The sequence below is a fragment of the Roseateles terrae genome (genome assembly GCF_014192155.1).
GTDB lineage: Bacteria > Pseudomonadota > Gammaproteobacteria > Burkholderiales > Burkholderiaceae_C > Roseateles > Roseateles terrae.
Window position 1 is genome coordinate 190,847 of the sequence record NZ_JACHXO010000010.1, and the last position, 26,152, is coordinate 216,998.

Below are 26,152 nucleotides of genomic sequence, written 5' to 3' on the forward strand. Positions count from 1 at the left end.
GCCCGCTCAAAAACTCTCGTCCACGGCCTGGAGCTTCTGGGCCGCGACGATCTGTGGCTTGACTTCCAGGTCCGGCGGCTCACCCAGCAGACGCAGGGTCTGAGCCACCACCTGGCTGAAGACGGGGCCGGCCACGGCACCGCCGAAATACTGGCCGTTCTTCGGCTCATCCACCATCACCGCCACGATGATGCGCGGCTTGGAAATCGGTGCGATGCCCACGAACCAGGAACGGTATTTATGGCTGGCGTAGCCCTTGCCTTCCTGCTTGTGGGCCGTGCCGGACTTTCCGCCGACGCTGTAGCCGGGCACCATCGCCTGCGGCGCGGTGCCACCGGGGCCGGCCGCCATCTGCAGCATTTCGCGGATCTGCGCGGCCGTCTTGGGCGAGAAGACCTTGATGCCGGTCACCGGCTCGTCCGGTGCGCGCTTGGTCATCGTCACCGGGATGATGTCGCCTTCCCGCGCGAACACGGTGTAGGCACGGGCCAGCTGCAGCAGTGAGGCCGACAGGCCGTAGCCGTAGCTCATCGTGGCCTGCTCGATGGGCCGCCAGCTCTTGTAGGGACGCAGCTTGCCGGTCACCGCGCCGGGGAAGTTGATCTGCGGACGCTGCCCCAGGCCAATGGCCGTGAACATGTCGTACATCTCCCGCGGCTGCATCATCAGCGCCATGCGGGCGGCGCCGATGTTGCTGGATTTCTGGATGACCTGCTGAACGGTCAAGTCCCCGTGCGGATGGGAATCCGTCGGGGACCAGCCGGCAATCACCACGCTGCGGGGACCGGTGCTGAGCACCGTGTCCGGCCGCACCCGCCCGGTCTCCAGAGCCAGGCCGGTGGTGAAGGGCTTCATGGTGGAGCCGGGCTCGAAGACGTCGGTGAGCGCACGGTTGCGCAGCTGCTCGCCGGAGAGGTTCGTGCGGTGGCCGGGGTCGTAGCTGGGGTAGTTGGCCAGGGCGAGGATCTCGCCGGTGTGCGCGTCCAGCACCACCACCGAGCCGGCCTTGGCATTGTTCTCTGCCACCGCATCCCGCACCCGCTGATAAGCGAAGAACTGGACCTTGGCGTCGATGGAAAGTTCGATGTCCTTGCCGTTCATCGCCGGCACCTGCTCGCCGATGTCTTCCACCACGCGGCCCAGCCGGTCGCGCACGACCGAGCGCGAGCCGTCGCGGCCCTGCAGGTCCTTCTGGAAGGCCAGCTCCACACCTTCCTGGCCGCGTTCTTCCAGATTGGTGAAGCCGACGATGTGTGCAGCAGCTTCGCCTTCCGGATACTGGCGCTTGTATTCGCGGTCCTGGAAGATGCCCTTCAGGCCCAGGTCCTTGATCTTGGCGGCGGTCTGGTCGTCGGCCTGCCGGCGCAGGTAGACAAAACGATTGGACGGGTCCAGGCGCTTTTCGAGTTCCGAATAGCTGATGCCCAGGATCTTCGCCAGCTGCTTGCGCTTCTCGGGATCGTTGTCGACGTCCTTGGGGAAGGCCCAGATCGAAGGCACGGCGACGCTGGCGGCCAGCACCTGGCCGCTGCGGTCACTGATCTTGCCGCGGCTGGCCGGCACTTCCATCTTATGGGCGTACCGGGCTTCGCCCTGGCGCTGGAAGAAGTCTTCGCCGATCAGCTGGATGTAGGCGGCGCGTCCCAGCAGGCCCGTGAAGGCCAGGCCCACCAGCGCCACCAGGAAACGCGAGCGCCACGGCGGCGTCTTGGACGCCAGCAACGGGCTGCTCGAGTAGCTGACGCTGCGCGAGGCGGCATTGGAACGCTTGCGGCCGATCATCGCGTCACTCCGGCCACCTTGGCGCCGCTGGCCGCCTGGGCCGGTGCGTCGGGGTTGAAGGTGATGGCGGGGCTGATGGGCCGCATCTTCAGACGCTCGCGCGCCACCTGCTCCACCCGCAGGTTGGTGGCCTGGGCCTGGCGTTCAGCCAGGAGGCGTTGATAGTCGGCATCCAGGCGCCGGGCTTCGCTCTGCGAGCGGTCGAGTTCGGTGAACAGCCGCCGCGCCTCATAGGCGCTGCGCACCATATAGATGCCAGACGCCAGGACGGCGATCATCAGCAGCAGGTTCAACCGGGTCATCCGCGCCGCCCTCCCCGGCGCTGCTTGCCGGTGGATTCAGGCACGGGCGGGGGCAACGGCGCATCGGTGCGCTCTGCCACCCGCAGGATGGCCGAGCGGGACCGGGGATTGGCCCGCACTTCGCCTTCCGACGGCTTGATGCGGGCAATTGCCTGCAGGGCCAGCGGCTTGGGCGCGGCGAAAGGCGCGCGGCGGTCCACTTCATCCTTGCTGTGGGCATTGATGAAGTTCTTGACGATGCGGTCTTCCAGCGAGTGGAAGCTGATGATCGCCAGCCGGCCGCCGGTCACCAGCCGCGCCAGCGCGGCATTCAGCCCCTGCTGCAGCTCTTCAAGCTCGGCGTTGACGAAAATCCGTAGAGCCTGAAATGTGCGCGTTGCAGGATCCTGGCCCGGTTCGCGGGTTTTGACCGCACCAGCCACGACTTGGGAAAGCTCGGCGGTTGTTCGTACAGGACGCCCGCTTTCCCGGCGAGCCACAATCGCCTTTGCAATCGGCACAGCAAACCGTTCTTCCCCATAGTCTCGAATCACCGTTGCAAGTTGAGTGACATCCGCGCGCGCCAGGAACTCGGCGGCGCTTTCGCCCCGCGTGGTGTCCATGCGCATATCCAGCGGGCCGTCGAAGCGGAAGCTGAAGCCCCGCTCCGGATTGTCGATTTGTGGACTGGACACACCCAGGTCCAGCAGCACGCCATGGACCTGAGTGATCTGAAGGGCATCCAGCTGCGCGGCCATGTCGGCAAACGGGGCGTGGCAGATGGTGAAACGCGGGTCGTCGACCCGCGTCTCGCCGGAGGTGGCGGCCGCGACGGCTTCCGGATCGCGGTCGATCGCGATCAGCCGCCCTCGCTCGGACAGGCGGGAGAGCAGCAGGCGGGAATGCCCGCCACGGCCGAAGGTGCCGTCGACATAGATGCCGTCGGGGGAATTGAGGACGCCCTCCACCGTTTCCTGCAGCAGGACGGTGGTGTGGGTGAATGGGGTGGCGCTCATCAGAAGCTGAAATCCTTGAGCGCATCCGGCAGTTCGGACTGCATGACGGCGGCTTCGTGGGCGGCATAGGCTTGCGCGTCCCACAGTTCAAAGTGGCTGCCCATCCCGAGCAGCATGACGTCTTTCTGGAGGCCTGCGGCCAGGCGCAGCTCGGGGGCGACGAGCACGCGGGCGGCGGAGTCGATCTCGACATCCTGCGCATTGCCCAGAAACACACGCTTCCAGCCGGCGGCGGACATGGGCAGTGCGGCCACACGATCGCGGAATTGCTCCCAGGCTGGACGGGGGAAGACCATGAGGCAGCCTTCCGGGTGCTTGGTCAGCGTGAGCTGGCCGCTGCACAGTGCCTGCAGGACTTCGCGGTGCCGTGCAGGGACGGTCAAGCGCCCCTTGGCGTCCAACGCCAAGGCACTCGCCCCTTGAAACACGACATTCGCCACTTTGCCCCACCGAAATGCACTTTCTCCCACTTTAATGGCGCTTGGTGCTCCGGTCAAGAAAATCTGGCGTTTTTCCCAATCAAATCAACTACTTAGCAGCCTTTCTCAACTGATCCTCAAAAAAGAAAGTCCTTCAAAATGAAGGACTTAAATAGGTCTATGCAAGTGATGGATCAACAAATCGGCGGGATGTACCTGCAAGAAACAAGGGACCCAAGCTGTGAATAAGTGCGCGCGATGCCGTCAGACCGGGCCCTGCCACCACGCCTGTGTGGGCGCTGGCTGACGGATATCCACAGGTGCGCCCATCACCGGCGTCACGACCTCCACCGAGCGCAGCCGGGCCAGCGACAGGATGCGCTCGAACGGGTCCTGCCAGCGGTGCATGGCCAGGTCGAAGGTGCCATTGTGGATCGGCATCAGCCGGCGGCCGCGCAGGTCGAGGTGGGCCTGCAGCGTCTGCTCCGGCTGCATGTGCACATACGGCCAGCGGGGGTCGTAGGCCCCGGTCTCCATCAGGGTGAGGTCAAACCCACCGAAGCGTTCGCCGATGGCCTTGAAGCCGTCGAAGTAGCCGGTGTCGCCGCTGAAGAAGATCCGCAGGTCCGGCAGCTCCATCACCCAGGAGGCCCAGAGGGTGCTGTTGCGGTCCCAGGGCGTACGACCGGAGAAGTGCTGTGCCGGTGTCGCGGTGAAGGTGATGCCGTTGACGGCGGAGGATTGCCACCAGTCCAATTGCTGCACTTTTTCAGCCGGCACGCCCCAATCGATCAGCCGCTTGCCCACGCCCAGCGGCGTCAGGAAATGGCGCACCTTGGGTGCCAGCGCTTTGACGGTCGCTTGGTCCAGGTGGTCGTAATGATCGTGGGAGAGGATGACGGCCTCGAGTTCCGGCAGGTCTTCCAGCGCAATCGGCGGCGCGTGGAAGCGCTTCGGACCGGCAAAGGAGAACGGCGAGGCCCGCTCTGAAAAAACCGGATCCGTCAGGAAGAAGCGCCCCTGCAGCTTGAGCAGAATGGTGGAGTGGCCCAGCCGGTAAAGCGTGCGGTCCGGAGCGGCCTGGAGCTGGGCCAACGTCAGCGGCTGCACCGGAACCGCCTGCGTTCCACTCGGCGCGGTGCCGGCCGGCTTGCGGAACATCACGTCCCAGAACAGGCCCACGGTTTTCCAGAACCCGGTTTTGGGCTCGGACACTGGATTGTGGAAGGTGCCGTCGGCGTCGCGCCGGTAGGCGGTCGCTGCGGCCGAGGCCGAGGCAGAGGCCGAGGAGGCTGAGGATGCCGCCGATGCGGCGGACACCGCAGGCGGCGCGGAGACATCCGCGCCCATCTGGGCATGAGCGGAACGGGTCACGGTGAGGGAAGCAGTCACAGCAGCAACTCCTGCGGAACAGATGAGGGCTGCCCACGCCATGCGATAGGCGGATGGGCGGGCAGGGGCACATGCGGAAGGGACGGAACGGGCTGACAGACGGACCAGCAAACGACGCATCACTTCCCCAAAAATTGCACTACACAGTGTAGTTTCGACGCAGTCTAGGCACGCCTGTCGAAAAAGTAAACTGCTGCGTGTAACATTGCTGCATGTGCCCTGACCTCCCTGCCTCCGCGTCTGCCTCTGCTGCTTCCCTCGTCACATCGGAGGCGATGTCCGCCTCCATGCCGGACGCCACCGCTGACTCGACGGCTTCAACCGGCACGACCGATGACAGCCCGCTGCGTCTGACCGACCGCAAGCGCCAGGCCATCGTTGACGCCGCCATCGCCGAATTCCGTGAGCACGGCTTCGAAGTGGCCAACATGGACCGTATCGCGGCGCGGGCGCAGGTGTCCAAGCGCACCGTCTACAACCATTTCGCCGGCAAGGACGCCCTGTTTGAAGCCATCGTGGAGCGGCTGTTCCAATCCACCCAGACCCAGACCGACCTGCCCTACCAGCCGGACCAACCGCTGCGCCCGCAGCTGATTGCGCTGCTGGAGCACAAGCTGGGCATGATGAAGGACGAGCAGTTCATCAACCTCGCCCGGGTGTTGATCGCCGAGGCCATTCATACGCCGGAACGCGCCCGGGAGATGTTGGCGCGCCTGGGCACGAAGGAGGAAGGGCTGACCGTCTGGGTGCGGGCCGCTGCGGCGGACGGCCGGCTGACGGTGACTGATCCGCTCTTCGCCTCCGCCCAACTGCAGGCGCTGGTGAAGGGCTTCGCCTTCTGGCCGCAGATCACCATGGGGCAGCCGCCGCTGAGCGAGGCCGACCAGAAACGGATTGCGGCGTCCACCGCAGATCTGTTCCTGCGGACCTACCAGCGCGAGCCGGACGTGCAGGGCTGAAAAACACAAGGGCGCCGAATGGCGCCCCTGGAATCAGCCCGCGTGATCAGCGGTTGGGGAACCCGCCCTGTGCGCCACTCTCACCGCTCAGGCGGAAGGTGCCCACCACATCCGCCAGCCGCTGCGCCTGTTCCTTCAGGCTCTCCGCGGCCGCCGCCGATTCCTCCACCAGCGACGCGTTCTGCTGGGTCACCTGATCCAGCTGGGCAATCGCCTGGTTCACCTGGCCGATGCCGTGACTCTGCTCCCGCGACGTATGGCTGATCTCACCGATCATCTGCGCCACCCGCTGCACGCTGCTCACCACGTCACCCATGGTGTTCCCGGCAGTGCTCACCTGACGAGTGCCGGTCTCGACCCGCTCCACGCTCTGGGTGATCAGCGTCTTGATCTCCTTCGCTGCACCGGCCGAGCGCTGGGCCAGCGCCCGCACCTCCCCGGCCACCACCGCAAAGCCACGTCCCTGCTCGCCGGCACGCGCGGCTTCCACGGCTGCATTCAGCGCCAGGATGTTGGTCTGGAAAGCGATGCCATCGATCACGCCGATGATGTCGCCAATCTGCCGGGAGCTTTCGCTGATGGACTGCATGGTGGACACCACCTGCCCCATCGCTTCGCCGCCCTGCTGAGCCACGCGGCTGGCCGTGTCCGCCAGATCGCGCGCCTGGTTGGCGTTGTCGGCGCTGTGGCCGACGGTGCTGGTCAGCTCTTCCATCGAGCTGGCCGTTTCCTGCAGATTGCTCGCCGTCTGTTCCGTCCGCTGGCTGAGGTCGTGATTGCCCGCCGCGATCTGACGCGACGCCACCGCGATCGACTGGCTCGTCTCCCGCACCTGCAGCATCACCTGTTCGATCTTCTGCACGAACTGGTTGAAGCCTCGGGAGATGTCGGCAATCTCGTCGTCGCCGCGCACCAGCAGGCGCTGGCTGAGGTCGCCTTCCCCGGCGCCGATGTCGTTCATCGCGCGCTTGATGCCCGACAGGCCCTTGAGCAGCACGCCGACGGCGAAGGCCGCGAGCAGCGCCGACACGATGGTCACCGCCACCAGCGTCAGGCCGGCCAGTCGCAACACGCTCGACAGCGCCGACAGCGACTCCGCCCGGTCTGCCGCCACCACCAGCACCCAGTTCGTGCCAGCCACGTCCGCGGCCTTGAGGAAGTAGGTGTTGTCGCCAATGCTGGCTTCGGTCAGTTCGCTGCCGGCCGCCCGCTGCAGCAGCGTGTCGTCCAGGGCGGCGGACAGGTCCTTCACCGGCTTGAGCGTCAGCTCGGCATTCGGGTGGGCAATGATGTTGCCGGTCTTGTCCAGCAGCATCGCAAAGCCATGTTCAGTCGGCTTGATCGCCTTCATCGTGGCGATCACATCATCCAGCGCCACGTCGGCGCCGGTCACCGCCTTCAGCTCACCGCCCTGCTTCACCGCGCTGGCGAAGGTCACCACCAGCTTCTTGCTGGACGAGGCGACGTAAGGCGCGGTGAGCACCGGCTGGTCGCTGCCGGAGGCGAGCTTGTACCAGGGGCGCGCGGTCGGGTCGTACTCCGGCGGACGCTTGCGGTCCGGGATGGAAATCATGCGCTTGTCGGCACCGCCGACATACGCCAGGTCCAGACGGCCGCTCTGCAGGGCCTGGGTCAGCGCCGGGCGTGGGTCTTCCAGCGCGGCGGCGGGCGCCAGCGCGGCAACCACATCTTTTTGGGTTCGCACCCAGGCGGCGATGCCGGCGGCATGTGCGTCCGCGAGGCTGGACAGCTGGTCCTGCACTTCACGTTGGGTGTGGCTGCGGACCGTCAGATAACTGGCCAGCGTGGCCAGCGAAACGGCACCCACCACGATCAGAATGGTCAGGGCAATGAGCCGGGATTTGATGGTCTTCAACACGGAACGATCCTGTGACTGCTAAGGACGGATGACGGCGATCAAATTTCAGCTGGAAATATGCGCCTCTCGCCCATTTTGCGCACCTGTCGCATGCAATGCGAGGGTTTCCACGAAGGAAGATCGGGAACACGTGAATGCGTTCACAGCGCTTCAGGCACGCGCGTCACGCTCTGCGCACGCCGGATCGCAGAGCGGTCGATGTGACCGGTCCCATCCCCTCAGTTCGATTCCTTGATCAGCCGGCCGCTGCCCGCCTGCAAGGGTCGGGCATTCATCGGATAGAGCCGCGAGAAGATGGAAATCTGCTGGCCCGAGACCTGCACCGGCTGGCGCAGCACCATCCACAGCACACCCTCGCTGCACGGCGGGGTGGTGAGCGACCCCATGTAGGTGAAGTAGGCCTTGTCCTTCGGCAGCAACTGGTTGAGGTCGATGCTGACCGGCGCGTCGTAGCTGTCGCCGCGCTCCAGGGGCAGGTAGTTCCAGACGGTCTGCACCAGCGCCTGGTCCTGGCCCCGCTCCAGCAGCACGGCAATCACCGCCAGGCGGCCATCCGAATCCTTGTGGACCAGGTGGACCACCATGTCGTACTGGCGACCGTTGATGCGTTCCTCGCTGGGGCGATGGAAGTGGAACTGCAGCAGCTCAAACCGCCGTCCCATGATCTCGATGAAATTGCCGGACGACACATTCACCTGAATGGTGTGGCCGGTGTCCACCACCGAGAACCGGCTGGCGCGATAGTCGAAGCGGATGGCTTCCTGATCCACGCGGATGGTGTCGCGGATGTCGATCGGGCTCTGGCGGGTGCCGACGGCGCACTGCTTCCAGTCCGGCAACAGCTGGCCCCAGCGGTCCGGCCCGTTGTCGCCGGTGTAGGACCAGTGCACCTCCGGCCGGGCTGCGGAAGCGGCAATGGCGACCGAGGGCAAGGCGGTGGACTTGCCACCGGTGCGGCGCGGTTCCTTGTCTTTGTCCTTGCCGCTGCGGGGGCTGGTGATTTTGGCCGTGCTGCCGATGTCGTCCTTGAGCCGTTCGGCCAGGCGCTGGCGCAGCTGCTCGGGCGTCTCTTCCCCTTGCGCCCAGGCTTGCGCCACCGCGGCAGTGGCCAGGGTCAGCGCGAGCGCGACACCAACGGTGAGCAGGGCAGACAGCCAGGGGCGGTCGGCGGCAAACGGGAACATGGCGAGACTCCGGACAGCAGTCAGGCCCGACCGGAAGCGGTCAGACCGGGGCCGCCGGATGCGGGGCCCTGCCTGAATGTCGGCAGTCCAGCCCGCGACTTGAGTGGCAGGCGTTCGTTCAGCGGGTGAATGAGCAGGATTGCCGTTGATCGCTCACGCGACCTCGCGCCGGATCCAGGTCCAGGAGAACAGGCCGATGCACATCACCCCGGCGGAGGTCAGCGCCAGCACCGTGGTGGAATGCATCACCAGCGGCACCAGCACCCCGGCGACCAGGCCGTTGGCGGCGCTGCCCACGCAGGCCTGCAGCGACGAAGCCATGCCGCGCCGGTCCGGCGCCTGATCCAGCACCATCAGCGTGACGACCGGCGCCATCAATGCCCAGCCGAAGGCAAAACCGCCGATCAGCGGGAAGGACCACCAGGCACTTACCGGCAGCAGCAGGTTGCCCGCGACATTGAGCACCGAGGTGGTCACCATGATCACGAACCCACGCTTGATCTGGCGGGCCGGCGGCACGCGGCCGGCCACCCGCCCGCTCAGCCAGGCCCCGCCCATGATGCCGCCGATGGTGAACAGGAAGAAGATGAAGAACTGCGTCGGTGCCAGCCCCAGGTGCTCCCCCAGGAAGACCGGCGCCGCCAGCACATACAGGAACATGCCATTGAACGGAATGCCGCTGGCCAGCGTCAGCAGCAGGAAGCGCCGGCTGGTGACCAGGCTTCGGTAGCCGCGCATCAGCGCCCGCACGTTGAACGGCTGTTTGTGATCCTTGTGCAGGGTCTCGGGGAGCAGCCGCCAATTGGAGATGAACAGCAGCGCGCCGACGCCGCTGAGGAACCAGAAGATGGCGTGCCAGTCCGCGTGGGCGAACAGGAAGCCGCCGATCATCGGGGCGATGGCAGGCGCGAGGCCGAAGAAGATGGTCACCTGGGACATCACCCGCTGCGCTTCCGACGGCGGGAACATGTCCCGGATGATGGCGCGTGACACCACCACTCCGGCCCCGGCGGACAGGCCCTGCACCACCCGCCAGAACACCAGCTGCCCGATGCTGCCGGCCAGCGCGCAGCCCACCGATGCCAGTGTGAACACCGCCATGCCGGCGAGCACCACCGGGCGCCGTCCGAAGCTGTCGGACAAGGCACCGTGGAACAGGTTCATCACCGCAAAGCCCAGCAGATAACCGGACAGTGTCTGCTGCATTTCCACCGGCGTGGCATCCAGGGCACGCGCAATGCCGGAGAAGGCGGGCAGGAAGGTGTCGATGGAGAAGGGCCCCACCGTGGCCAGCGCTGCCAGAAGGATGGAGAGCGCCCAGCGGGGGGCGCGCCAGAGTTGGCTGGCTTGTGGATTCATCCGGGGTGGACCTGCAAGGTGGGGGCATGGAACATCGCCAGCCGGTCGGGCTGTGCGATTGCCGCCCATGCGGTTGGAACGGGTGTCAGCGGCGCACGGCAGTGTAGCGGCGGCCCCTACACTGCGACGGTTTGGCGGGCGAGGAGCAGCGGGCGTGCCTGGGGTTTTGAGTATTGGTGTGATCGGTTTGGGTGTGATGGGGCAGCGGATGCTGGCCCGTCTGGCGGGTCACGGCCGTCTGCGGGTGACCCGCGTCTGGGACGAAAACCCGGCCGTGCTCGCGCAGGCGCTCGGCCACTATCCCTTGCTCCGGGCAGCCACCAGCGCGCAGGCGCTGATGGAGGAGCCGGGGCTGCATGGGGTGTACATCGCCACGCCACCGGGTTCTCACATGGTGCTGACCGAGCAGGCGTTTGATGCCGGTCTCGCGGTGCTTTGCGAGAAGCCGCTGACCACGGATTTCGAAGCGGCCAAGGCGGCCATCTCCCGCATCCAGCGGGAACAGCGCCGGGCTGCAGTGAATTTTTCGCTGGCCTCCTCCACCGGACTGGCGGCCCTTCAACTCGCCTTCGGCGTGGGAGCGCGGCGCACCTTGGGCACGCTGCAGGAGGTGCGGATCGAAGCCCGCTTTTCGGCCTGGCCGCGTCCTTGGCAGAGCCATGCAGGATCCTGGCTGGCGCAACGCGGCGAAGGCGGCTTCACGCGGGAGGTGCTGTCGCACTTCGTGTTTGTGCTGCAGCGGGTATTGGGGCCGGCCGATGTGGTGTCCAGCCGCGTGACCTGGCCGGAGGACGGCGTGAGCGCCGAGACGGCGCTCGAAGCAGAACTGCAGGCCGGCGGTGTGCCGGTCACCATCCGAGCCGGCATCGGCGGCGACAAGGCCGATGACAACCGCATGTGGTGGCGCTCGACCGAAGGCGAGATCGAATTGCGTGACTGGTTCGGCGTGACGCAGCAGCGTCAGGGCGAGAAGGTGCAGAGCCTGGGCGATGCCGACATGCTGCGCATGACCGGCATGAACGACCAGCTCAGCCATTGGGCGGCGATGCTGGAAGGCCGCTCCCACAGCCTGCCGGGCTTCGCGGAAGCGCTGGCGGTGCAGCGGACCATTGAGCGGCTGCTGATGGGGGCGGGCTGATCTCTCCGGCGAGCGTCTCCGCATGACGCCGCCGTCAGCCGGCCGCCACTGGACTGAGCCGCGCACGCCGCGTCTGCACTTCCCTGCTGGCGCGGGAACGCATCATCAGCAGCAGGAACACGATGGTCGCGACCAGCACCGCCTGCACCGCTGACAACCAGAAGATCACCCGCCAATGCAGTTGAGCGCCCTGGATCACTGTCCAGGTGCCCTGCAAGATGGCCATGCCATCCGCGCCAAACACCCAGTGGAGCAACGCGGCCCAGACCGTCAGCCACAGCAGCACGCACAACGCGAGGAACATCGCGAGCCGTTTGAAGAACAGCCGCGCGCAATAGGCCCAGGGATCGTCATACGCGGTCATGCGCCGCTCCGGGTGATCCTGCGGGCGAGCGGTCCGGGGGCAAGCTTGCCGAGGACCGGACCGATCGGGGCGAAGAGTTGACATGCGCAATCCATGGGCGCTCCTGATGTGCGCCCATGAGTCCGCTGAAGAATGCCGGATGGTTCCTGCACTCCGTCGACATTCGGCCGACGTCACGCCACCATCACGCCGGCAGGAAACCTTCCACCGACAGATATCGCTCGCCGGTGTCGTAGTTGAAGCCGAGCACTCGCGGCTGGTCACCCAGCTCGGGCAACTTCTTCGCAATGGCTGCCAGCGTGGCGCCGCTGGAGATGCCCACCAGCAAGCCCTCCTCACGCGCGCTGCGACGGGCAAATTCCCGAGCCTCTTCCGCTTCGACCTGGATGACGCCGTCCAGGAGGTCGGTGTCCAGGTTCTTCGGGATGAAGCCGGCGCCGATGCCCTGGATCGGATGCGGGCTCGGAGCGCCGCCGCTGATGACTGGCGACGCGCTGGGCTCCACCGCAAACACCTTCAGCTTCGGCCAGGCCTTCTTCAGCACCCGCGCACAGCCCGTGATGTGCCCGCCGGTGCCCACGCCGGTGATCAGCACATCCAGGCCGTCCGGAAAGTCTTCCAGAATTTCCTGCGCAGTGGTGCGCACATGCACCTCCACGTTGGCGCCGTTTTCGAACTGCTGGGGAATCCAGGCCCCCGGCGTCTGCGCCGCCAGCTCTTCCGCACGGGCGATGGCGCCCTTCATGCCCTTTTCGCGGGGCGTCAGGTCGAAGGTGGCGCCGTAGGCCAGCATCAGGCGGCGACGCTCGACCGACATGCTGTCCGGCATCACCAGCACCAGCTTGTAGCCCTTCACGGCGGCCACCATGGCCAGACCAACGCCGGTATTGCCGGAGGTCGGTTCGATGATGGTGCCGCCCGGCTTCAGCACGCCACGGGCTTCGGCGTCTTCCACCATGGCCAGCGCGATGCGGTCCTTGATGGAGCCGCCCGGATTGCTGCGTTCGGACTTGATCCAGACCTGCGCCGGCTGGCCGGCGAACAGTCGCTGAAGACGGATGTGGGGCGTGCGGCCGATGGTGGCCAGGACGTTGTCTGCTTTCATGGGGGAAGTTCCTGCGGTGAAGCCCCCATGCTAGAGGAAATGGCCGCTCAGTTGCTCAGCCGCTTTTCCATGAAGACCAGTCGGGGATCCGGCGCATGCGGACCGAAGGGTTCGCGGCGGCCATAGCCCATGCGTTCATAGAGGGCCAGGGCTTCCGCCTGGTGCACGCCGGCTTCGAGCCGCACCAGTGGAATGCCCTGCGCCCGCAAATGGGCTTCGAGCTGTTCCATCAGTGCCTTGGACAGGCCCCGGCCGCGGAAGTGCGGTTGCACGAACATGCCCTTGATTTCGCCGTAGGGCTCGTCGCTGTCCTTGATGACCCGGACGGTGCCGCAGCCTGCCAGCCATTCCGCGAGCCAGACGCCCAGAAACAGCTCCTGGCCGGGGCTGGCTGCGGCGCGGGCCCCGGCGGGGCCGCCCTTGTCGGCAGTGCCGGCGCTCGCGGCATTACCGGCATTTTCGGCACTTCCAGCGGACGCGGCGGAAGCGGCGGACACGCCAAAAGAAGCCGACATGGCGGCCTCAGATTGTGCCAGCAGGGATTGGGCCGCCTGGCTGCGGGGGTCAAGGGCTACGATCTGCATGGCCGGACACAGGCAAGTCCCGTTCCTGACCGCGAGGCGCCGTGCTCCGGCATCACGTCCCGTTCGCTGCCCGGTCGGCCGGACACCTGCCGTCCCCTACAATGGCCAGGTGAAGCAAGCCAGACCGCCGCTGGTGCAATCGTGGAAACACGGCACTGGAGGAAGGTCCGGACTGCATAGAGCGGCGTAGCAGCTAACGGCTGCCCGGCGAAAGCCGAGGATCAGAGCAACAGAGACGAGTCGGACGGGGCCTGCCCTGTCCGGGTGAAACGGGCAATCTCTACGCGCAGCAACACCAAGTAGGCCAGCGTTGATGCGGCTCGCAGAGCTGGCGGGTAGGTGGCACCGAGCCGTGGCAGTGATGCCCGGCCCAGAGGAATGGCGGTCACGCAGGCAGGTCCGCAAGGACCCGCCTGTGCACAGAATCCGGCCTATCGGCTTGCTTCACACTTTATTCATCGTCCCCGGACAGCTGCTCCTGGTCGTTGCGCTTGCGGGCCTGCTTCTGCAGCGGGGCCTCCAGGCGTTGCAAGGAGTCCACGAAGCTGTCCACCGGCTTGGGCTGCACCAGGCGCAGTGCGGGCGGGGGCAAGGCGCTCAGGTAGTTGGGTCCCAGCCAGTGCTGCTGCTCGGTGCGGCGGCCAATGGTCAGCGCCAGACCGAGCACGGCCAGCGCGCCAATGCCCACCGCCAGGCGACGGCTGCGGCGCGGCCACACCACCGACGCATGCCACCACAGCAGCAGTGCGCCGCCGACGGACACCGCCAGGGTGTCAAGCACCATCAGGCGCGGCCAGGACAGCGCATAGGCCAGGACCGGCAGGGCCGCATCCAGCACCTGGAATGCCACCCCCACCACCAGCGCCCGCCATAGATGCGCGCCAAAGGCGAACCAGTGGCGGAACAGCTGGGTCACCAGGGCCCAGGAGGCCGCCCAGGCCAGGGCCAGACCCAGCGGCACCAGCACACCGCTGACGCTGTCCACCCAGCCGGCCGTACCGTCGGTCACCGACCAGTTGGTCAGCCATAGCAGGGCGAGCCACAGCACGATGACGGTGGGCAGTGCCCAGGCCGGACGTGCATCCCGGCGGCGCGGTTCTTCCGAGCGAGGGAGCAGTTGCTCTTCCGGCAACGGGTCGAGGGCGGTGCGCAGGCGCAGGCGGGTGCTGCCGAGCTGGAGCACCGCGTCGGACGTCCACGGGGCGGTGGCGCCGGCCGCGAGGCGCTGGGCGTCCAGCCAGCCACCGTTGCGGCTGTCCAGCAGTTCCAGGCGTGGGCCAGCCTCGGTCCAATGCAGCAGCGCGTGGGCGCCAGCCAGGTGGGGATCGGGCAGGACGAGGTCGGCGGATGGAGCGCGGCCGATCGTCATCGGCCATTGGCGGACCTTGTGGGTCTCGCGGCAGTGACCCTCGCGGTCCAGGATCTCGATTACCGCGGCGTGGTCCATGCGAATCCTTGCAGATAGTGGCGCGTCAGGCGGGTGGCGTTGGCGAAGCTGACGCCGCGGGCGTCGAAGCGGCCAAGCGCGCCCTGGGTGGGCGCATCCACATTGGTGACGAGCACCGAGACGTCGTAGAGCCCTTCCAGCTTGCGGTAGGCCCGCAGGCAGGCGACGGAGCGCAGGGGCGGACCGTCCTTCTGCTGCACAAAGTCTTCGGTGCAGTAGGGGGCGGTGCGGTCCTTGTCGGCGCCGCCGAGGCGTTCATTGCGGAAGCTCGCGGAGAACTGGCGGGAGAAGCGCAAGGCGCCGAGCTTGCTGCCGTCGTACGCCTCCTGGGTGACGCCCAGGTAGCCGGTCTGGAGTTCCTCGCTGATGAACAGCGCCTGTTCCATGCGGCATTGGGTGCGTTGCATCTGGAGGCCTTCGGCGTCCGCGGGGGAGGCGCTGCCCCAGCAGCGCATGTACTGTTCCTGCGGGATGGGGAGGCGGTAGCGGGGATGGTCCATGCTGCGCCAGGGCTGGGCGATGAAGTTGCGCACCAGCTCGTCCTGGTAGGCCATCAGCTGTTCCCGGATGCGCGGCCAGGCGGCGCCCTTCATCGGAGTGGCGGCGCGGCTGCGGGCGAGCAGCGCTGCGGCGTGGCCGCCGGGGACCAGGAAGCTCATCTGCTGGGAGAAGAACATGGTAGAGACGTTGACGCCCACGACTTCGCCCTCCTCGTCCAGCACCGGGCCGCCGCTCATGCCGGGGTTGATGGAGCCGGAGTAGTAGATGAGCGGGTCGAAGCTGCGTTCGACCAAACCGTTGTAGGTGCCTTCGACGACGGCAAAGGCCACATCGTGCGGGTTGCCCATGGAGTAAATGCGCTCACCCTTGCCGAGGGGGCGGTCAGCGGGACGGAAGGGCAAGGGCGCGGCGGTCATGCGGTGGACCAGCTCGGGCTTGCCGGAGAGGCGCAGCAGGGCGAGGTCGCGGCGGACGTCCACATCGAGCAGCTGCAGATCGCCGCTGTCACCGTCGGGGGTGGAAAACTGGAGGCGGTAGCGTTCGGGTTCGAGGGCGTGTTGACTGACGACGTGGTAGTTGGTGACCACGAGGCCGTCCGAGGTGACGACAAACCCCGACCCCACCGAGGCTTGGGCGCCGTTGAGCAGGGTGCGGACCTGCAGGAGTTGCGAGCGGGCGCGGTCGTAGAGGCGGCGGGCGCTGGCGGAGAACTGGGTGGGGTGTTTGTCGGGGGACAGGGGTTTGGCGTTGGCGTTGGCGTTGGCGTTGGCGTTGGCGTTGGCCGTGGCGTTCGGGGTGCCAGGCGTGGCAGACGCTGCAACCGTGGGTACGGAAGTGGGTGCGGCAGTGGGTGCGGCAGGGAGCGGAGTGGCTGCTGGACCGGCGGCCACAGGGGCCGCAATAGGCTGCTTTGGAGGCGGCTGCGTGGGCTGCGACGCCGGATTGGCCGCTTGCGCCCACATCGCCGCAGCACAAAGACTGAAGCTCAAGGCGATTCGGGGCCATCGCCTTTGCAGGCCGTGGCGAGAAGTGACGTCAGTGGACAGGTCAGACAAGCGACATTGCTCCTTCAAGCGGAATCCCCCTGCGCGGACACTCGATTGGTCCTCCATGCGGAGCTTTGAGCGAACGCGGAGGCCAGGGGTCCCCTGTTTCCTCCATGTCCCTTCTGCCCAGCTTCGCTGGTCATTCATTCCTAATACTTACGGAAACAGGGGACCCCTGCCCTCCGCTTCTCACCACCGAGGCCCGCGCTCGAGAAATACCGCGCACCCAAGTATCACCGAGCGCGCCCTTCCCCAAGCAACGCCCGCGGATCTGGCTCCGCCAGGCCGCTGGGTGGCGCCCCCTGGGGGCAGGAGCGGAGCGACTGGGGGGCCAAATCATTCCAGGCCGCTGGGTGGCGCCCCTTGGGGGCAGGAGCGAAGCGACTGGGGGGCCGACATTTCCAAAGCGACTGGGGGGCCTAAATTTCCATGCGCCAATGCATTGTTTCGCCGCCGCGAAGGGGCTTGAGCTGGGCAGCTTCGCCGAAAGGCACAGCCTCGGGCAGGGTCCAGTCCGTCTTGCGCAGGGTCACCCGGGTGGTGTTGCGCGGCAGGTCGTAGAAGTCCGGGCCATTGAAGCTGGCGAATGCCTCCAGCTTGTCCAGCGCGCCCGCCGCCTCAAACGCCTCGGCATACAGCTCCAGCGCCGACAGCGCCGTGAAGCAGCCCGCGCCGCAGACCGAGTTCTCCTTCATGACCGAGGCATGCGGCGCACTGTCCGTGCCCAGGAAGAATTGGGGGCTGCCCGAGGTCGCGGCCTTGATCAGGGCCAGGCGATGCTCCTCACGCTTGAGCACCGGCAGGCAGTAGTAGTGCGGACGCAATCCACCCATGAAGATGGCGTTGCGGTTGTAGAGCAGATGCTGCGGCGTGATGGTGGCGCCCGTGAAACGATCCGCATCGGTGACGTATTGCGCCGCTTCCTTGGTGGTGATGTGCTCAAAGACCACCTTCAGCTCCGGGAAGTCCTGGCGCAGCGGACGCATGATGCGGTCCACAAAAACAGCTTCCCGGTCGAAGACGTCCACGTCCGGATCGGTGACCTCACCATGCACCAGCAGCAGCAGGCCCGCCTTCTGCATGGCCTCCAGCGTGGTGTAGGTCTTGCGGATGTCGGTGACGCCCGCGTCGCTGTTGGTCGTGGCACCGGCCGGGTACAGCTTCAGCGCCACCACACCCGCGGCCTTGGCCGCCGCGATGTCCTCAGGCGTGGTGCGGTCGGTGAGGTACAGCGTCATGAGCGGCGTGAAGTCTACGCCCGCCGGCACCGCCGCCAGGATGCGCGCCCGGTATGCCTCGGCCTGCGCCGCCGTGGTGATCGGCGGCTTGAGGTTGGGCATGGCAATCGCCCGGGCAAATTGGCGGGCGGTGTAAGGGACCACACTCTGCAGCGCAGCGCCGTCGCGCAGGTGCACATGCCAGTCGTCCGGACGGATCAGGGAAAGGGTGTCGCTCATGAGCGCAGATTGTCGCACCGCCAATGAAAAAGCCTGCGGCCACAGGCGCAGGCTTTGGAGGTGAACGACTCGATCATGGCTTGATCCAGCCGCCTTGCCGGTGACAGACCGGCTGGATCAGTGCTGCAGGATCTTCGCCAGGAAGTCCTTCGCGCGGGGCGAGCGGGCATCCGGATTGTTGAAGAATTCGTCCTTGCTGCAGTCCTCGATGATCTTGCCGGCGTCCATGAAAATGACGCGGTTGCTGACCTTGCGGGCAAAGCCCATTTCGTGCGTGACGCACATCATGGTCATGCCTTCATTGGCCAGCTGCACCATCACGTCCAGCACTTCGCCGACCATTTCAGGGTCCAGCGCGGAGGTGGGTTCGTCGAACAGCATGACGATCGGGTCCATCGACAGCGCACGGGCAATCGCCACACGCTGCTGCTGGCCGCCGGAGAGCTGCCCCGGGAACTTGTCCTTGTGCGCCATCAGGCCCACCCGGTCCAGCATCTTCAGACCGCGCGCCTTGGCGTCGTCCTTGCTGCGGCCCAACACCTTGATCTGCGCCAGCGTCAGGTTGTCCGTCACCGACAGGTGGGGGAACAGCTCAAAGTGCTGGAACACCATGCCCACCCGCGAGCGCAACTTGGGCAGGTTGGTCTTCGGATCGGTCAGGCTGGTGCCGTCCACCACGATGTCGCCCGCCTGGATGGGCTCCAGCGCATTCACCGTCTTGATCAGCGTGGACTTGCCCGAACCGGACGGTCCGCACACCACAACGACCTCGCCCTTCTGGATGCTGGTCGTGCAATCGGTCAGCACCTGGAAGGGGCCGTACCACTTGGAGACATTCTTGATTTCGATCATGGCGCGGGGACCTCAGCGAATGATGGCGATCTTCTTCTGCAACCGGCGGACCAGCGTGGACAGGCTGAAGCAGATGACGAAATAAACGGCGGCAACCGCCAGGTAGGTTTCAATCGGACGCTGGATGTTCTTTCCGGCCGTCTCGAAACCCTTGAGCAGGTCATAGGCGCCGATGGCATACACCAGCGACGTGTCCTGGAACAGCACGATGGTCTGCGTCAGCAGCACCGGCAGCATGTTGCGGAAAGCCTGCGGCAGCACCACCAGGCCCATGGTCTGGCGGTAGTTCATGCCCAGCGCATAGCCGGCAAAGGTCTGCCCCTTGCTCACCGACTGAATGCCCGCGCGCATGATCTCGGAGTAATACGTGGCCTCGAACAGCGTGAAGGTGATCAGCGCCGTGGTCTCCGGGGCAAAGTTGCCCCAGCCCATCGCCTGGGTGGCATACGGCAGCAGCAGGTAGACCCACAGAATCACCAGCACCAGCGGAATGGACCGCAGGGTGTCCACATAGATGGCGGCAGGCACCTCCAGCCACTTGCGGCCGGACAGGCGCATCATCGCCAGCAGCGTGCCCAAAACGATGCCGCCCAGCATGGCCATCAGCGTCAGCTGGAAGGAGAAGATCAGGCCCTTGGAGACATACGCGCTCAGCGTCTCCCAGGTCAGCCGGGAAAAATCGAGATCGCTCATGTCACTTGGCCCCCAGGATGCCGGGCACGCGCACCGACACTTCAATCAGCTTGGCCACCCGGTTGATGGCAAAGCCGGAGACGAAGTACAAAAGGGTCACCGGCAGGAAGATCTGCAGGAAGCTGGACTGCTCGGACGCCTGCTGCGCATATTGCGTCAGCTCGGGAATGCCGATGGCAAAGGCCACGGCGGAGTTCTTGACGATGTTCATGCTTTCGCTGGTCACCGGCGGAATCACGATGCGCAGCGCCATCGGCAGCAGCACATGGCGGTAGGTCTGCGGCAGCGTCAGGCCCAGCGCCTGACCGGCGTACCGCTGGCCCTTGGGCAGCGTGAGGATGCCGGCCTTGACCTGCTCGGCAATCCGCGCTGAAGTGAAGAGTCCCAGCCCCACAAAGGCCAGCACCATCGGCGGCACCGCCTGCGCCGCAGGCAACAGCCGCGGCAGCACGTGATACCAGAGGAACAGCTGGACGATCAGCGGAATGTTGCGGAACAGCTCCGTCCAGGCCTCCCCCAGCCACGCCACCTTGCGGTTCGGCACCGTGCGCAAAATGCCCACGAGGATGCCCACCACCAGCGCCACCAGCAGACCCAGCAGTGCGAGGGTCATGGTCCAGCCCCAGGCATGCACCATCGCATCCAGGTAGGTCTCATAGCCCTTCGCGCCGAAGCATTTCGGTGCGACCTCTTCGGTCACCATGTCCGTGCAGTACAACTGCCAATCCCAGCTCATGGCCAGCCTCCATCATCCATACAAAAAGGGGCCGCCCCCAGGCCGCGGCCCCATCACACACCTTCCAGCGCTTGCGACAAGGCGCCCCGCAGGGCGCCTTGAGGCTCAGCCGAAAAGCCTTACTTCTTGGCGTACTCTTCGACCGGCTTGTCGTTCGGGTTCGCCCAGGCGGCCTTCGTTGCTTCGGAGGCCGGCATGTTCAGCTTGGCATTGACCGGGGGGATCGGCTGCACGAACCACTTGTCGTAGAGCTTGGCGATTTCGCCGGACTTCATCATGCCCTTCAGGCTGTCGTCCACGGCCTTCTTGAAGGCGGGGTCGTCCTTGCGGATCATGATGGCGATCGGCTCGACCGAGAGGGTTTCACCGACGATCTTGTAGTCCGACGGCGACTTGGACTTGGCGATGTTGCCGGCCAGGATCTGGCCGTCCATCACGAAGGCGTCGGCACGGCCCGATTCCAGCAGCAGGAAGCTGTCGGCGTGGTCCTTGCCCAGCACTTCCTTGAAGTCCACACCATTGGCACGCTCATGCTTGCGCAGCAGCTGCACAGAGGTGGTGCCGGTGGTGGTGGCCACGGTCTTGCCGTTCAGCTGCGAGATCGAGGTGATGCCGGAGTTGGCCTTCACCGCAATGCGCACTTCTTCCACGTAGGTGGTGACGGCGAAGGCCACATCCTTGGCGCGGGTGCTGTTGTTGGTGGTGGAGCCGCATTCGATGTCGACAGTGCCGTTCTGCACCAGAGGCACGCGGTTCTGCGAGGTCACCGGCAGGTATTTGATGTCCAGCTTGGCCATGCCCAGCTGCTTTTGCACATCGGCCAGCACGCGCTGGCAGACTTCCACGTGATAGCCCACGTACTTGCCGTCGCCCAGGGTGTAGGACAGCGCGCCCGAAGACTCACGCACGCCCATGGTCACACTGCCCGAGTCCTTGATCTTCTTCAGCGTATCGGCCTGAGCCACACCGGCCAGAGCGGCGCCAAGGGCCAGGACAAGCATTGCCTTCTTCATAAGTGCTCCTGCAAATTCGGAATCGAATTGTGTCTGTGAACGGGCGAAGCAGACCACGCGGGCGCAGTCTGCAGGGTAGGGAGTATTACGCATCTCTTGGTAGGTGCCCAGATGTCATGCACGCTTCATGCCACCCCGTTGCCGGGCTGGTTGAGAAACGACCACAGGGCCTGGGCCACCGGCTTGACCCGCCGTGTCGTGGCCTGCCGCTCCCGATACATGCGCAACTCCATGTTCAATTCGTAATGGCCGGGTTCCGCCGCACGGACCAGCCGGCGCGCCTTGACCTCTTTCTTCACCGAGCTGGCCGGCAGGAAAGCCAGCCCGTGGCCTTCCAGGGCCATGGCCTTGAGGCTTTCGGCCATGTCCGTCTCGAAGACGGATTCCAGGTTCAGCGGTAGTGCAGCGTCCTTGACGATCAGCTCCACCAGCCGGCCCAGGTAGGCGCCGGAGGCATAGCTCAGGAACGGAATTTTCTGTCCGGGATGGCCGGTGATGCGGAACATCGGCGCCCCCGCAGCGTCCGCCTTCGCATAGGCGGACAGGGTTTCGTGGCCCAGCGAGACCGACTCGTAGCGCTCCGGGTCCAGCTGCAGCGGCTGGCTGGGATGGTGGTAGACCACCAGCAGATCGCAGTTGCCTTCGCTAAGTTGCAAGGTAGCGTCATGCACATTCAAAGCGTTCAGCCGGCACTTGACCTCACCAAAGCGCTGGCGCAGCTCCATCAACCAGTGCGGAAAGAAGCTGAACGACAGGGAATGCGGGACGGCGAACTCGATCATGTCCTGACCGGCCGACTGGTGGCTGCGCAGCATGTTGCGCGTCGCCTGCAGGTTGCCCAGCAGATCCACCGCCTGGCCGAGCAGCGTCTCGCCGGCGGCCGTGAGGCGGGTGGGATAGGAGGAGCGGTCGACCAGATCGACCCCGGCCCAGGCTTCGAGCGCCTGGATGCGCCGCGAGAAGGCGGGCTGGGTCACGTGCCGGAGCTGGGCCGAGCGCGAGAAGCTCCGCGTCTCCGCCAAACTCACAAAATCTTCAAGCCACTTGGTTTCCACGATGCGGGATTATGCCTGCCCGTCCTGCTGCATCGACCACATCTGCGCATAACGCCCCTGCTGGGCCAGCAGCTGCGCATGGGTACCGCGCTCGACGATCTCGCCGTGTTCCATCACCAGGATCTCGTGGGCATCCACGATGGTGGAGAGCCGGTGCGCAATGACCAGCACCGTCTTGTTCTCCGCCGCGGCTTCCAGTTCGGCCTGGATGGCGCGTTCGTTGCGGGAATCGAGCGCCGAGGTCGCCTCGTCAAAGATCAGGATCGGCGGATTCTTCAGCAAGGTGCGGGCGATGGCCACGCGCTGCTTCTCCCCGCCGGAGAGCTTCAGGCCCCGTTCGCCCACCATCGTCTGATAGCCCTGCGGCAGGCTGGTGATGAAGCTGTGGATGTGGGCGGCGCGCGCGGCGGCCTCCACCTCCGCCTGGCTCGCCTCGGGCCGGCCGTAAGCGATGTTGTAGGCGATGGTGTCGTTGAACAGCACGGTGTCCTGCGGCACGATGCCGATGGCGCGGCGCAGGCTCTGCTGGGTCACCTGCACCACCGGCTGGCCATCGATGGTGATGCGGCCGCCGTCCACATCGTAGAAGCGGTAGAGCAGACGGGCGAGCGTGCTCTTGCCGGAGCCGCTGGGGCCCACCACGGCCACCTTGCGGCCGGCAGGAATCTCGAAGGACACGCCCTTGAGGATCGGCCGGTCCCGCTCATAAGAGAACACCACGTCCTCGAAGCGCACCGTGGCCCCCCGCACCTGCAGCGGCTGGGCCTGCGGCGTGTCCGCCACTTCCCGCTCCTTGGACAGCAGGCCGAACATCTTGTCCAGGTCGGTCAGGCTCTGCTTGATCTCCCGATAGATCACGCCCAGGAAGTTGAGCGGGATGTAGAGCTGGATCATGAAGGCGTTGATCATGACCAGGTCGCCCAGGCTCATGTGGCCCTCCACCACGCCTTGCGTGGCCCGCCACAGCATGGCCACCAGCGCCGAGGCGATGATGACCTGCTGGCCGCTGTTGAGCAGCGACAGCGTCGTCTGCGATTTCAACTGGGCGCGGCGGAGCTGCTCCAGGCTCTGGTCGTAGCGAGCCGCCTCGAAGTCCTCGTTGTTGAAGTACTTCACCGTCTCGTAGTTCAGCAACGAATCGATGGCCTTGCTGTGGGCGACCGAATCCAGCTCGTTGAGCTTGCGCCGGAACTGGGTGCGCCATTCGGTCACCATCACGGTGAAGCCGATGTAGAACACCAGCGCCGAGCCGGTGATCCAGGCGAACATCGCGTCGAACTTCACCGCCAGCAGGCTCAGCACCAGCACCACTTCCACCAGGGTCGGGAAGATGCTGTAGAGCGAGTAGGAGATCAGCGAGTGCACCGCGCGGGTGCCGCGTTCGATGTCCCGGGTCATGCCGCCGGTCTGGCGTTCCAGGTGGAAGCGCAGGCTCAGGTCATGCAGGTGGCGGAACACCTGCAGCGAGATGCTGCGGGAAGCGCCTTCGGTGGCCTTGGCGAAGATCAGCTCGCGGGCCTCGGTGAAGAGCGAGGTGCACAGCCGCAGCATGCCGTAAGCCAGCAGCAGGCCCACCGGCACGACCATCAGGGCCTGCGGGCTGCCGGGCTGCACGTCGAGGCTGTCCACCAGGCGCTTGAGCAGCAGCGGCACGCTGACGTTGGCGAATTTGGCGCCAATCATGAAGCCCAGGGCCAGGGCCACCCGCCAGCGATAGCGCCAGAAGTACGGCAGCAGCCGCCCCACGGTACGCCAATCGCCCCGGCGAGGGGCGTTGGGGTCGCTTGTGGGCGAAGAGGGAACAGGGTTGGGCAATGAAGAAGACCGGCGCATGGGTAGGGTCGTGTGCTCTGGCGCGTGCTGGACGACAATGGCGCCCATTCTCACCGTTGCTGATCATGAGCACTTCCACATCTCCATCGAAAGACACCCTGCCCGTCGCGGAAGCCCTCGGCCCCCGTGAACTGGTGATGCGGGTCATGCCCATGCCGGCGGATGCCAACGGCAATGGCGACATCTTTGGTGGCTGGATCATGGCGCAGGTGGACCTGGCCGGATCGGTGTTGCCGCTGCGCATCTCCCGGGGCCGGGTCGCCACCGTGGCGGTGAACGAGTTCATCTTCAAGCAGCCGGTGTCCATTGGGGACCTGCTGAGTTTCTATGCCGAGGTCAAACGCATCGGCCGCACCTCCATCACGGTGCACGTGGAAGTCTTCGCCGAGCGCAATCCGGCCAATCCGCATGTGGTGAAGGTGACCGAGGCCAATTTGACCTACGTGGCCATCGACCGGGAAGGCAAGCCGCGCGCGTTTGCCGAGAAGTCGGGCGAGACGCCTGCCGACAAGCCCTGAGGCTGCCCGCACGGGCATGAGACGGTGATCGAGGGTTCTCGCTGATTTCCGAGTGATTCATATCCGGGCCAAGGGGGCAGGTGTCCAGGACCTCCCTTTGGGCCTTTTCCATCCCCCAGGCGGTCCTGCAGTATCAAAAGCCGCCGTTTTTCCAGGAGACACCACCGATGCAGCCCATTCCCGCATCCACTGCCACCGCAGGCACGCCCGCCGTGCCTGTGCCTTTCTATAAACAGCTGTATGTGCAGGTGGTGGTGGCCATTGCCATCGGCGTGCTGCTGGGCTACTTCGAGCCGCAGTACGGCGTGGCGCTGAAGCCGCTGGGCGACGCCTTCATCAAGCTGGTGAAGATGATCATCGCGCCGGTGATCTTCCTGACCATCGTCACCGGCATTGCCAGCATGACCCACCTGAAGTCGGTGGGTCGCGTGTTTGGCAAGGCGATGCTGTACTTCCTGTTCTTCTCCACGCTGGCGCTGATCGTTGGCATGGTGGTGGCGCATGTGGTGCAGCCGGGTGCCGGCATGAACGTCAATGTGGCGGACCTGGACCAGAAGGAAGTGCGCAGCTATGTCGACAAGACGCATGAGCTGACGATCACCGGCTTCCTGATGGACATCATCCCGAAGTCCCTGCTGGGCTCGCTGTCGGACGGCAACATCCTGCAAACGCTGTTTGTGGCGGTGCTGTTCGGCGTGGCGTTGTCGCTGTCGGGTGATCGCGGCCGGCCGGTGCTGAACTTCCTGGAGTCGCTGACGGTGCCGATCTTCCGTCTGGTGCACATCCTCATGCGCGCCGCGCCCATCGGTGCGCTGGGCGCGATGGCCTTCACCATCGGCAAGTACGGCGTTGCGGCGCTGATCAACCTGGCCTGGCTGGTGGGCAGCTTCTACATCACCGCCCTGCTCTTCGTGCTGGTCATCCTGGGCCTGGTGGCGCGGCTGTGCGGCTTCTCCATCATCAAGCTGATCCGCTACCTGAAGGCGGAACTGCTGCTGGTGCTGGGGACGTCCTCGTCGGAATCGGCGCTGCCCAGCCTGATGGAGAAGATGGAGAAGGCCGGTTGCGAAAAGACGGTGGTGGGCCTGGTGGTCCCGACGGGTTATTCCTTCAACCTGGACGGCACCAACATCTACATGACGCTGGCGGCGCTGTTCATTGCGCAGGCCACCAACACCGAACTGACGCTGGGCCACCAGATCTCGCTGCTGCTCGTGGCGATGCTGAGTTCCAAGGGCGCGGCGGGTGTGACCGGCGCGGGCTTCATCACCCTGGCGGCGACGCTGTCGGTGGTGCCGGAAGTGCCGGTGGCGGGCATGGCGCTCATTCTGGGCGTGGACCGCTTCATGTCGGAATGCCGCTCGCTGACCAACTTCATCGGCAATGCGGTGGCCACCGTGGTGGTCTCGAAGTGGGAAGGCGCGCTGGACACGGCCAAGCTGCAGCAGGCGCTGAATTCAAAGGTGGATCCGGACGACGAACCGGTGGCTTGATGCGTAGACGCTGAGCGCGTCACCTTCACCGATCAACATCGATCGA

Annotated in this window: 24 protein-coding genes and 1 other RNA gene; 5 read left to right on the forward strand and 20 right to left on the reverse strand. The window is 65.7% G+C overall.

Annotation, left to right across the window (positions count from 1 at the left end; genetic code table 11):
- Nucleotides 1-6 precede the first annotated feature (6 nt).
- From FHS28_RS22655 to FHS28_RS22675, 5 genes are all read right to left on the reverse strand, one after another.
- On the reverse strand, nucleotides 7-1,782 hold the full coding sequence (locus FHS28_RS22655; protein WP_088454106.1) for a peptidoglycan D,D-transpeptidase FtsI family protein: 1,776 nt from the start codon (nucleotides 1,780-1,782) through the stop codon (nucleotides 7-9).
- Nucleotides 1,779-2,084: a cell division protein FtsL gene (gene ftsL / locus FHS28_RS22660; RefSeq protein WP_088454107.1), complete on the reverse strand. Its 306-nt coding sequence runs from the start codon at nucleotides 2,082-2,084 to the stop codon at nucleotides 1,779-1,781. Before ftsL ends, FHS28_RS22655 begins: the two co-directional genes overlap by 4 nt.
- A complete protein-coding gene (rsmH, locus tag FHS28_RS22665; protein WP_088454108.1) occupies nucleotides 2,081-3,079 on the reverse strand; it encodes a 16S rRNA (cytosine(1402)-N(4))-methyltransferase RsmH in 999 nt (332 codons plus the stop codon). Before rsmH ends, ftsL begins: the two co-directional genes overlap by 4 nt.
- Nucleotides 3,079-3,507 carry a division/cell wall cluster transcriptional repressor MraZ gene (mraZ, locus tag FHS28_RS22670; RefSeq protein ID WP_088454165.1) on the reverse strand — a complete coding sequence of 143 codons (429 nt, stop codon included), beginning with the start codon at nucleotides 3,505-3,507 and terminating at the stop codon, nucleotides 3,079-3,081. Before mraZ ends, rsmH begins: the two co-directional genes overlap by 1 nt.
- Before the next feature lie 255 nt (nucleotides 3,508-3,762).
- Nucleotides 3,763-4,848, reverse strand: a complete 1,086-nt coding sequence (locus FHS28_RS22675; protein ID WP_088454109.1) for an MBL fold metallo-hydrolase — start codon at nucleotides 4,846-4,848, stop codon at nucleotides 3,763-3,765.
- 317 nt (nucleotides 4,849-5,165) lie between these two features.
- On the opposite strand from FHS28_RS22675, the gene FHS28_RS22680 reads away from it, so the two are divergent.
- Entirely contained in the window at nucleotides 5,166-5,849 is a 684-nt protein-coding gene (locus FHS28_RS22680; protein WP_375140794.1) for a TetR/AcrR family transcriptional regulator, read from the forward strand.
- Between the two features lie 46 nt (nucleotides 5,850-5,895).
- On the opposite strand, the gene FHS28_RS22685 is transcribed toward FHS28_RS22680, so the two are convergent.
- The 3 genes from FHS28_RS22685 to FHS28_RS22695 all read right to left on the reverse strand — a co-directional run bounded on the left by FHS28_RS22685 (nucleotide 5,896) and on the right by FHS28_RS22695 (nucleotide 10,271).
- Nucleotides 5,896-7,728, reverse strand: coding sequence for a methyl-accepting chemotaxis protein (locus FHS28_RS22685; protein ID WP_088454110.1), 1,833 nt, complete (start codon nucleotides 7,726-7,728; stop codon nucleotides 5,896-5,898).
- A 218-nt stretch (nucleotides 7,729-7,946) separates the two neighbouring features.
- Nucleotides 7,947-8,912, reverse strand: coding sequence for a carbonic anhydrase (locus FHS28_RS22690; protein WP_088454111.1), 966 nt, complete (start codon nucleotides 8,910-8,912; stop codon nucleotides 7,947-7,949).
- 153 nt (nucleotides 8,913-9,065) lie between these two features.
- The gene (locus tag FHS28_RS22695; RefSeq protein ID WP_088454112.1) at nucleotides 9,066-10,271 is read right to left on the reverse strand and encodes a multidrug effflux MFS transporter; all 1,206 of its coding nucleotides are present in this window, start codon (nucleotides 10,269-10,271) and stop codon (nucleotides 9,066-9,068) included.
- A 154-nt stretch (nucleotides 10,272-10,425) separates the two neighbouring features.
- On the opposite strand from FHS28_RS22695, the gene FHS28_RS22700 reads away from it, so the two are divergent.
- On the forward strand, nucleotides 10,426-11,409 hold the full coding sequence (locus FHS28_RS22700; RefSeq protein ID WP_184295454.1) for a Gfo/Idh/MocA family protein: 984 nt from the start codon (nucleotides 10,426-10,428) through the stop codon (nucleotides 11,407-11,409).
- Nucleotides 11,410-11,443: 34 nt separating this feature from the next.
- On the opposite strand, the gene FHS28_RS22705 is transcribed toward FHS28_RS22700, so the two are convergent.
- From FHS28_RS22705 to FHS28_RS22715, 3 genes are all read right to left on the reverse strand, one after another.
- Nucleotides 11,444-11,773, reverse strand: coding sequence for a hypothetical protein (locus FHS28_RS22705; protein ID WP_088454114.1), 330 nt, complete (start codon nucleotides 11,771-11,773; stop codon nucleotides 11,444-11,446).
- A 184-nt stretch (nucleotides 11,774-11,957) separates the two neighbouring features.
- Nucleotides 11,958-12,878, reverse strand: a complete 921-nt coding sequence (gene cysK, locus FHS28_RS22710) for a cysteine synthase A (RefSeq protein WP_088454115.1) — start codon at nucleotides 12,876-12,878, stop codon at nucleotides 11,958-11,960.
- Nucleotides 12,879-12,925: 47 nt separating this feature from the next.
- A complete protein-coding gene (locus tag FHS28_RS22715; RefSeq protein WP_246410480.1) occupies nucleotides 12,926-13,393 on the reverse strand; it encodes a GNAT family N-acetyltransferase in 468 nt (155 codons plus the stop codon).
- 180 nt (nucleotides 13,394-13,573) lie between these two features.
- Here FHS28_RS22715 and rnpB point away from each other — a divergent pair.
- An RNA gene (rnpB, locus tag FHS28_RS22720) (RNase P RNA component class A) lies at nucleotides 13,574-13,912 on the forward strand.
- 1 nt (nucleotide 13,913) lies between these two features.
- On the opposite strand, the gene FHS28_RS22725 is transcribed toward rnpB, so the two are convergent.
- The 9 genes from FHS28_RS22725 to FHS28_RS22765 all read right to left on the reverse strand — a co-directional run bounded on the left by FHS28_RS22725 (nucleotide 13,914) and on the right by FHS28_RS22765 (nucleotide 24,095).
- Nucleotides 13,914-14,909, reverse strand: a complete 996-nt coding sequence (locus FHS28_RS22725; RefSeq protein ID WP_088454117.1) for an FHA domain-containing protein — start codon at nucleotides 14,907-14,909, stop codon at nucleotides 13,914-13,916.
- Nucleotides 14,891-16,300, reverse strand: a complete 1,410-nt coding sequence (locus FHS28_RS22730) for a S1 family peptidase (protein ID WP_184295457.1) — start codon at nucleotides 16,298-16,300, stop codon at nucleotides 14,891-14,893. Before FHS28_RS22730 ends, FHS28_RS22725 begins: the two co-directional genes overlap by 19 nt.
- 575 nt (nucleotides 16,301-16,875) lie before the next feature.
- Nucleotides 16,876-17,913, reverse strand: coding sequence for a dihydroorotase (gene pyrC, locus FHS28_RS22735; protein ID WP_088454119.1), 1,038 nt, complete (start codon nucleotides 17,911-17,913; stop codon nucleotides 16,876-16,878).
- Between the two features lie 117 nt (nucleotides 17,914-18,030).
- Nucleotides 18,031-18,765 carry an amino acid ABC transporter ATP-binding protein gene (locus FHS28_RS22740; RefSeq protein WP_088454120.1) on the reverse strand — a complete coding sequence of 245 codons (735 nt, stop codon included), beginning with the start codon at nucleotides 18,763-18,765 and terminating at the stop codon, nucleotides 18,031-18,033.
- A gap of 12 nt (nucleotides 18,766-18,777) precedes the next feature.
- A complete protein-coding gene (locus tag FHS28_RS22745) occupies nucleotides 18,778-19,458 on the reverse strand; it encodes an amino acid ABC transporter permease (protein ID WP_088454121.1) in 681 nt (226 codons plus the stop codon).
- A gap of 1 nt (nucleotide 19,459) precedes the next feature.
- Complete coding sequence (locus FHS28_RS22750) at nucleotides 19,460-20,194, reverse strand: amino acid ABC transporter permease (protein ID WP_088454122.1); 735 nt, start codon at nucleotides 20,192-20,194, stop codon at nucleotides 19,460-19,462.
- 119 nt (nucleotides 20,195-20,313) lie between these two features.
- Nucleotides 20,314-21,207: an amino acid ABC transporter substrate-binding protein gene (locus FHS28_RS22755; RefSeq protein ID WP_088454123.1), complete on the reverse strand. Its 894-nt coding sequence runs from the start codon at nucleotides 21,205-21,207 to the stop codon at nucleotides 20,314-20,316.
- A gap of 125 nt (nucleotides 21,208-21,332) precedes the next feature.
- The gene (locus tag FHS28_RS22760) at nucleotides 21,333-22,262 is read right to left on the reverse strand and encodes a LysR substrate-binding domain-containing protein (RefSeq protein WP_088454124.1); all 930 of its coding nucleotides are present in this window, start codon (nucleotides 22,260-22,262) and stop codon (nucleotides 21,333-21,335) included.
- 9 nt (nucleotides 22,263-22,271) lie between these two features.
- Nucleotides 22,272-24,095: an ABCB family ABC transporter ATP-binding protein/permease gene (locus FHS28_RS22765; protein ID WP_088454167.1), complete on the reverse strand. Its 1,824-nt coding sequence runs from the start codon at nucleotides 24,093-24,095 to the stop codon at nucleotides 22,272-22,274.
- 65 nt (nucleotides 24,096-24,160) lie between these two features.
- On the opposite strand from FHS28_RS22765, the gene FHS28_RS22770 reads away from it, so the two are divergent.
- Both FHS28_RS22770 and FHS28_RS22775 read left to right on the forward strand, forming a co-directional pair.
- Nucleotides 24,161-24,613, forward strand: coding sequence for an acyl-CoA thioesterase (locus FHS28_RS22770; protein WP_088454168.1), 453 nt, complete (start codon nucleotides 24,161-24,163; stop codon nucleotides 24,611-24,613).
- Nucleotides 24,614-24,780: 167 nt separating this feature from the next.
- Nucleotides 24,781-26,106, forward strand: coding sequence for a dicarboxylate/amino acid:cation symporter (locus FHS28_RS22775; RefSeq protein ID WP_088454125.1), 1,326 nt, complete (start codon nucleotides 24,781-24,783; stop codon nucleotides 26,104-26,106).
- Nucleotides 26,107-26,152 lie beyond the last annotated feature (46 nt).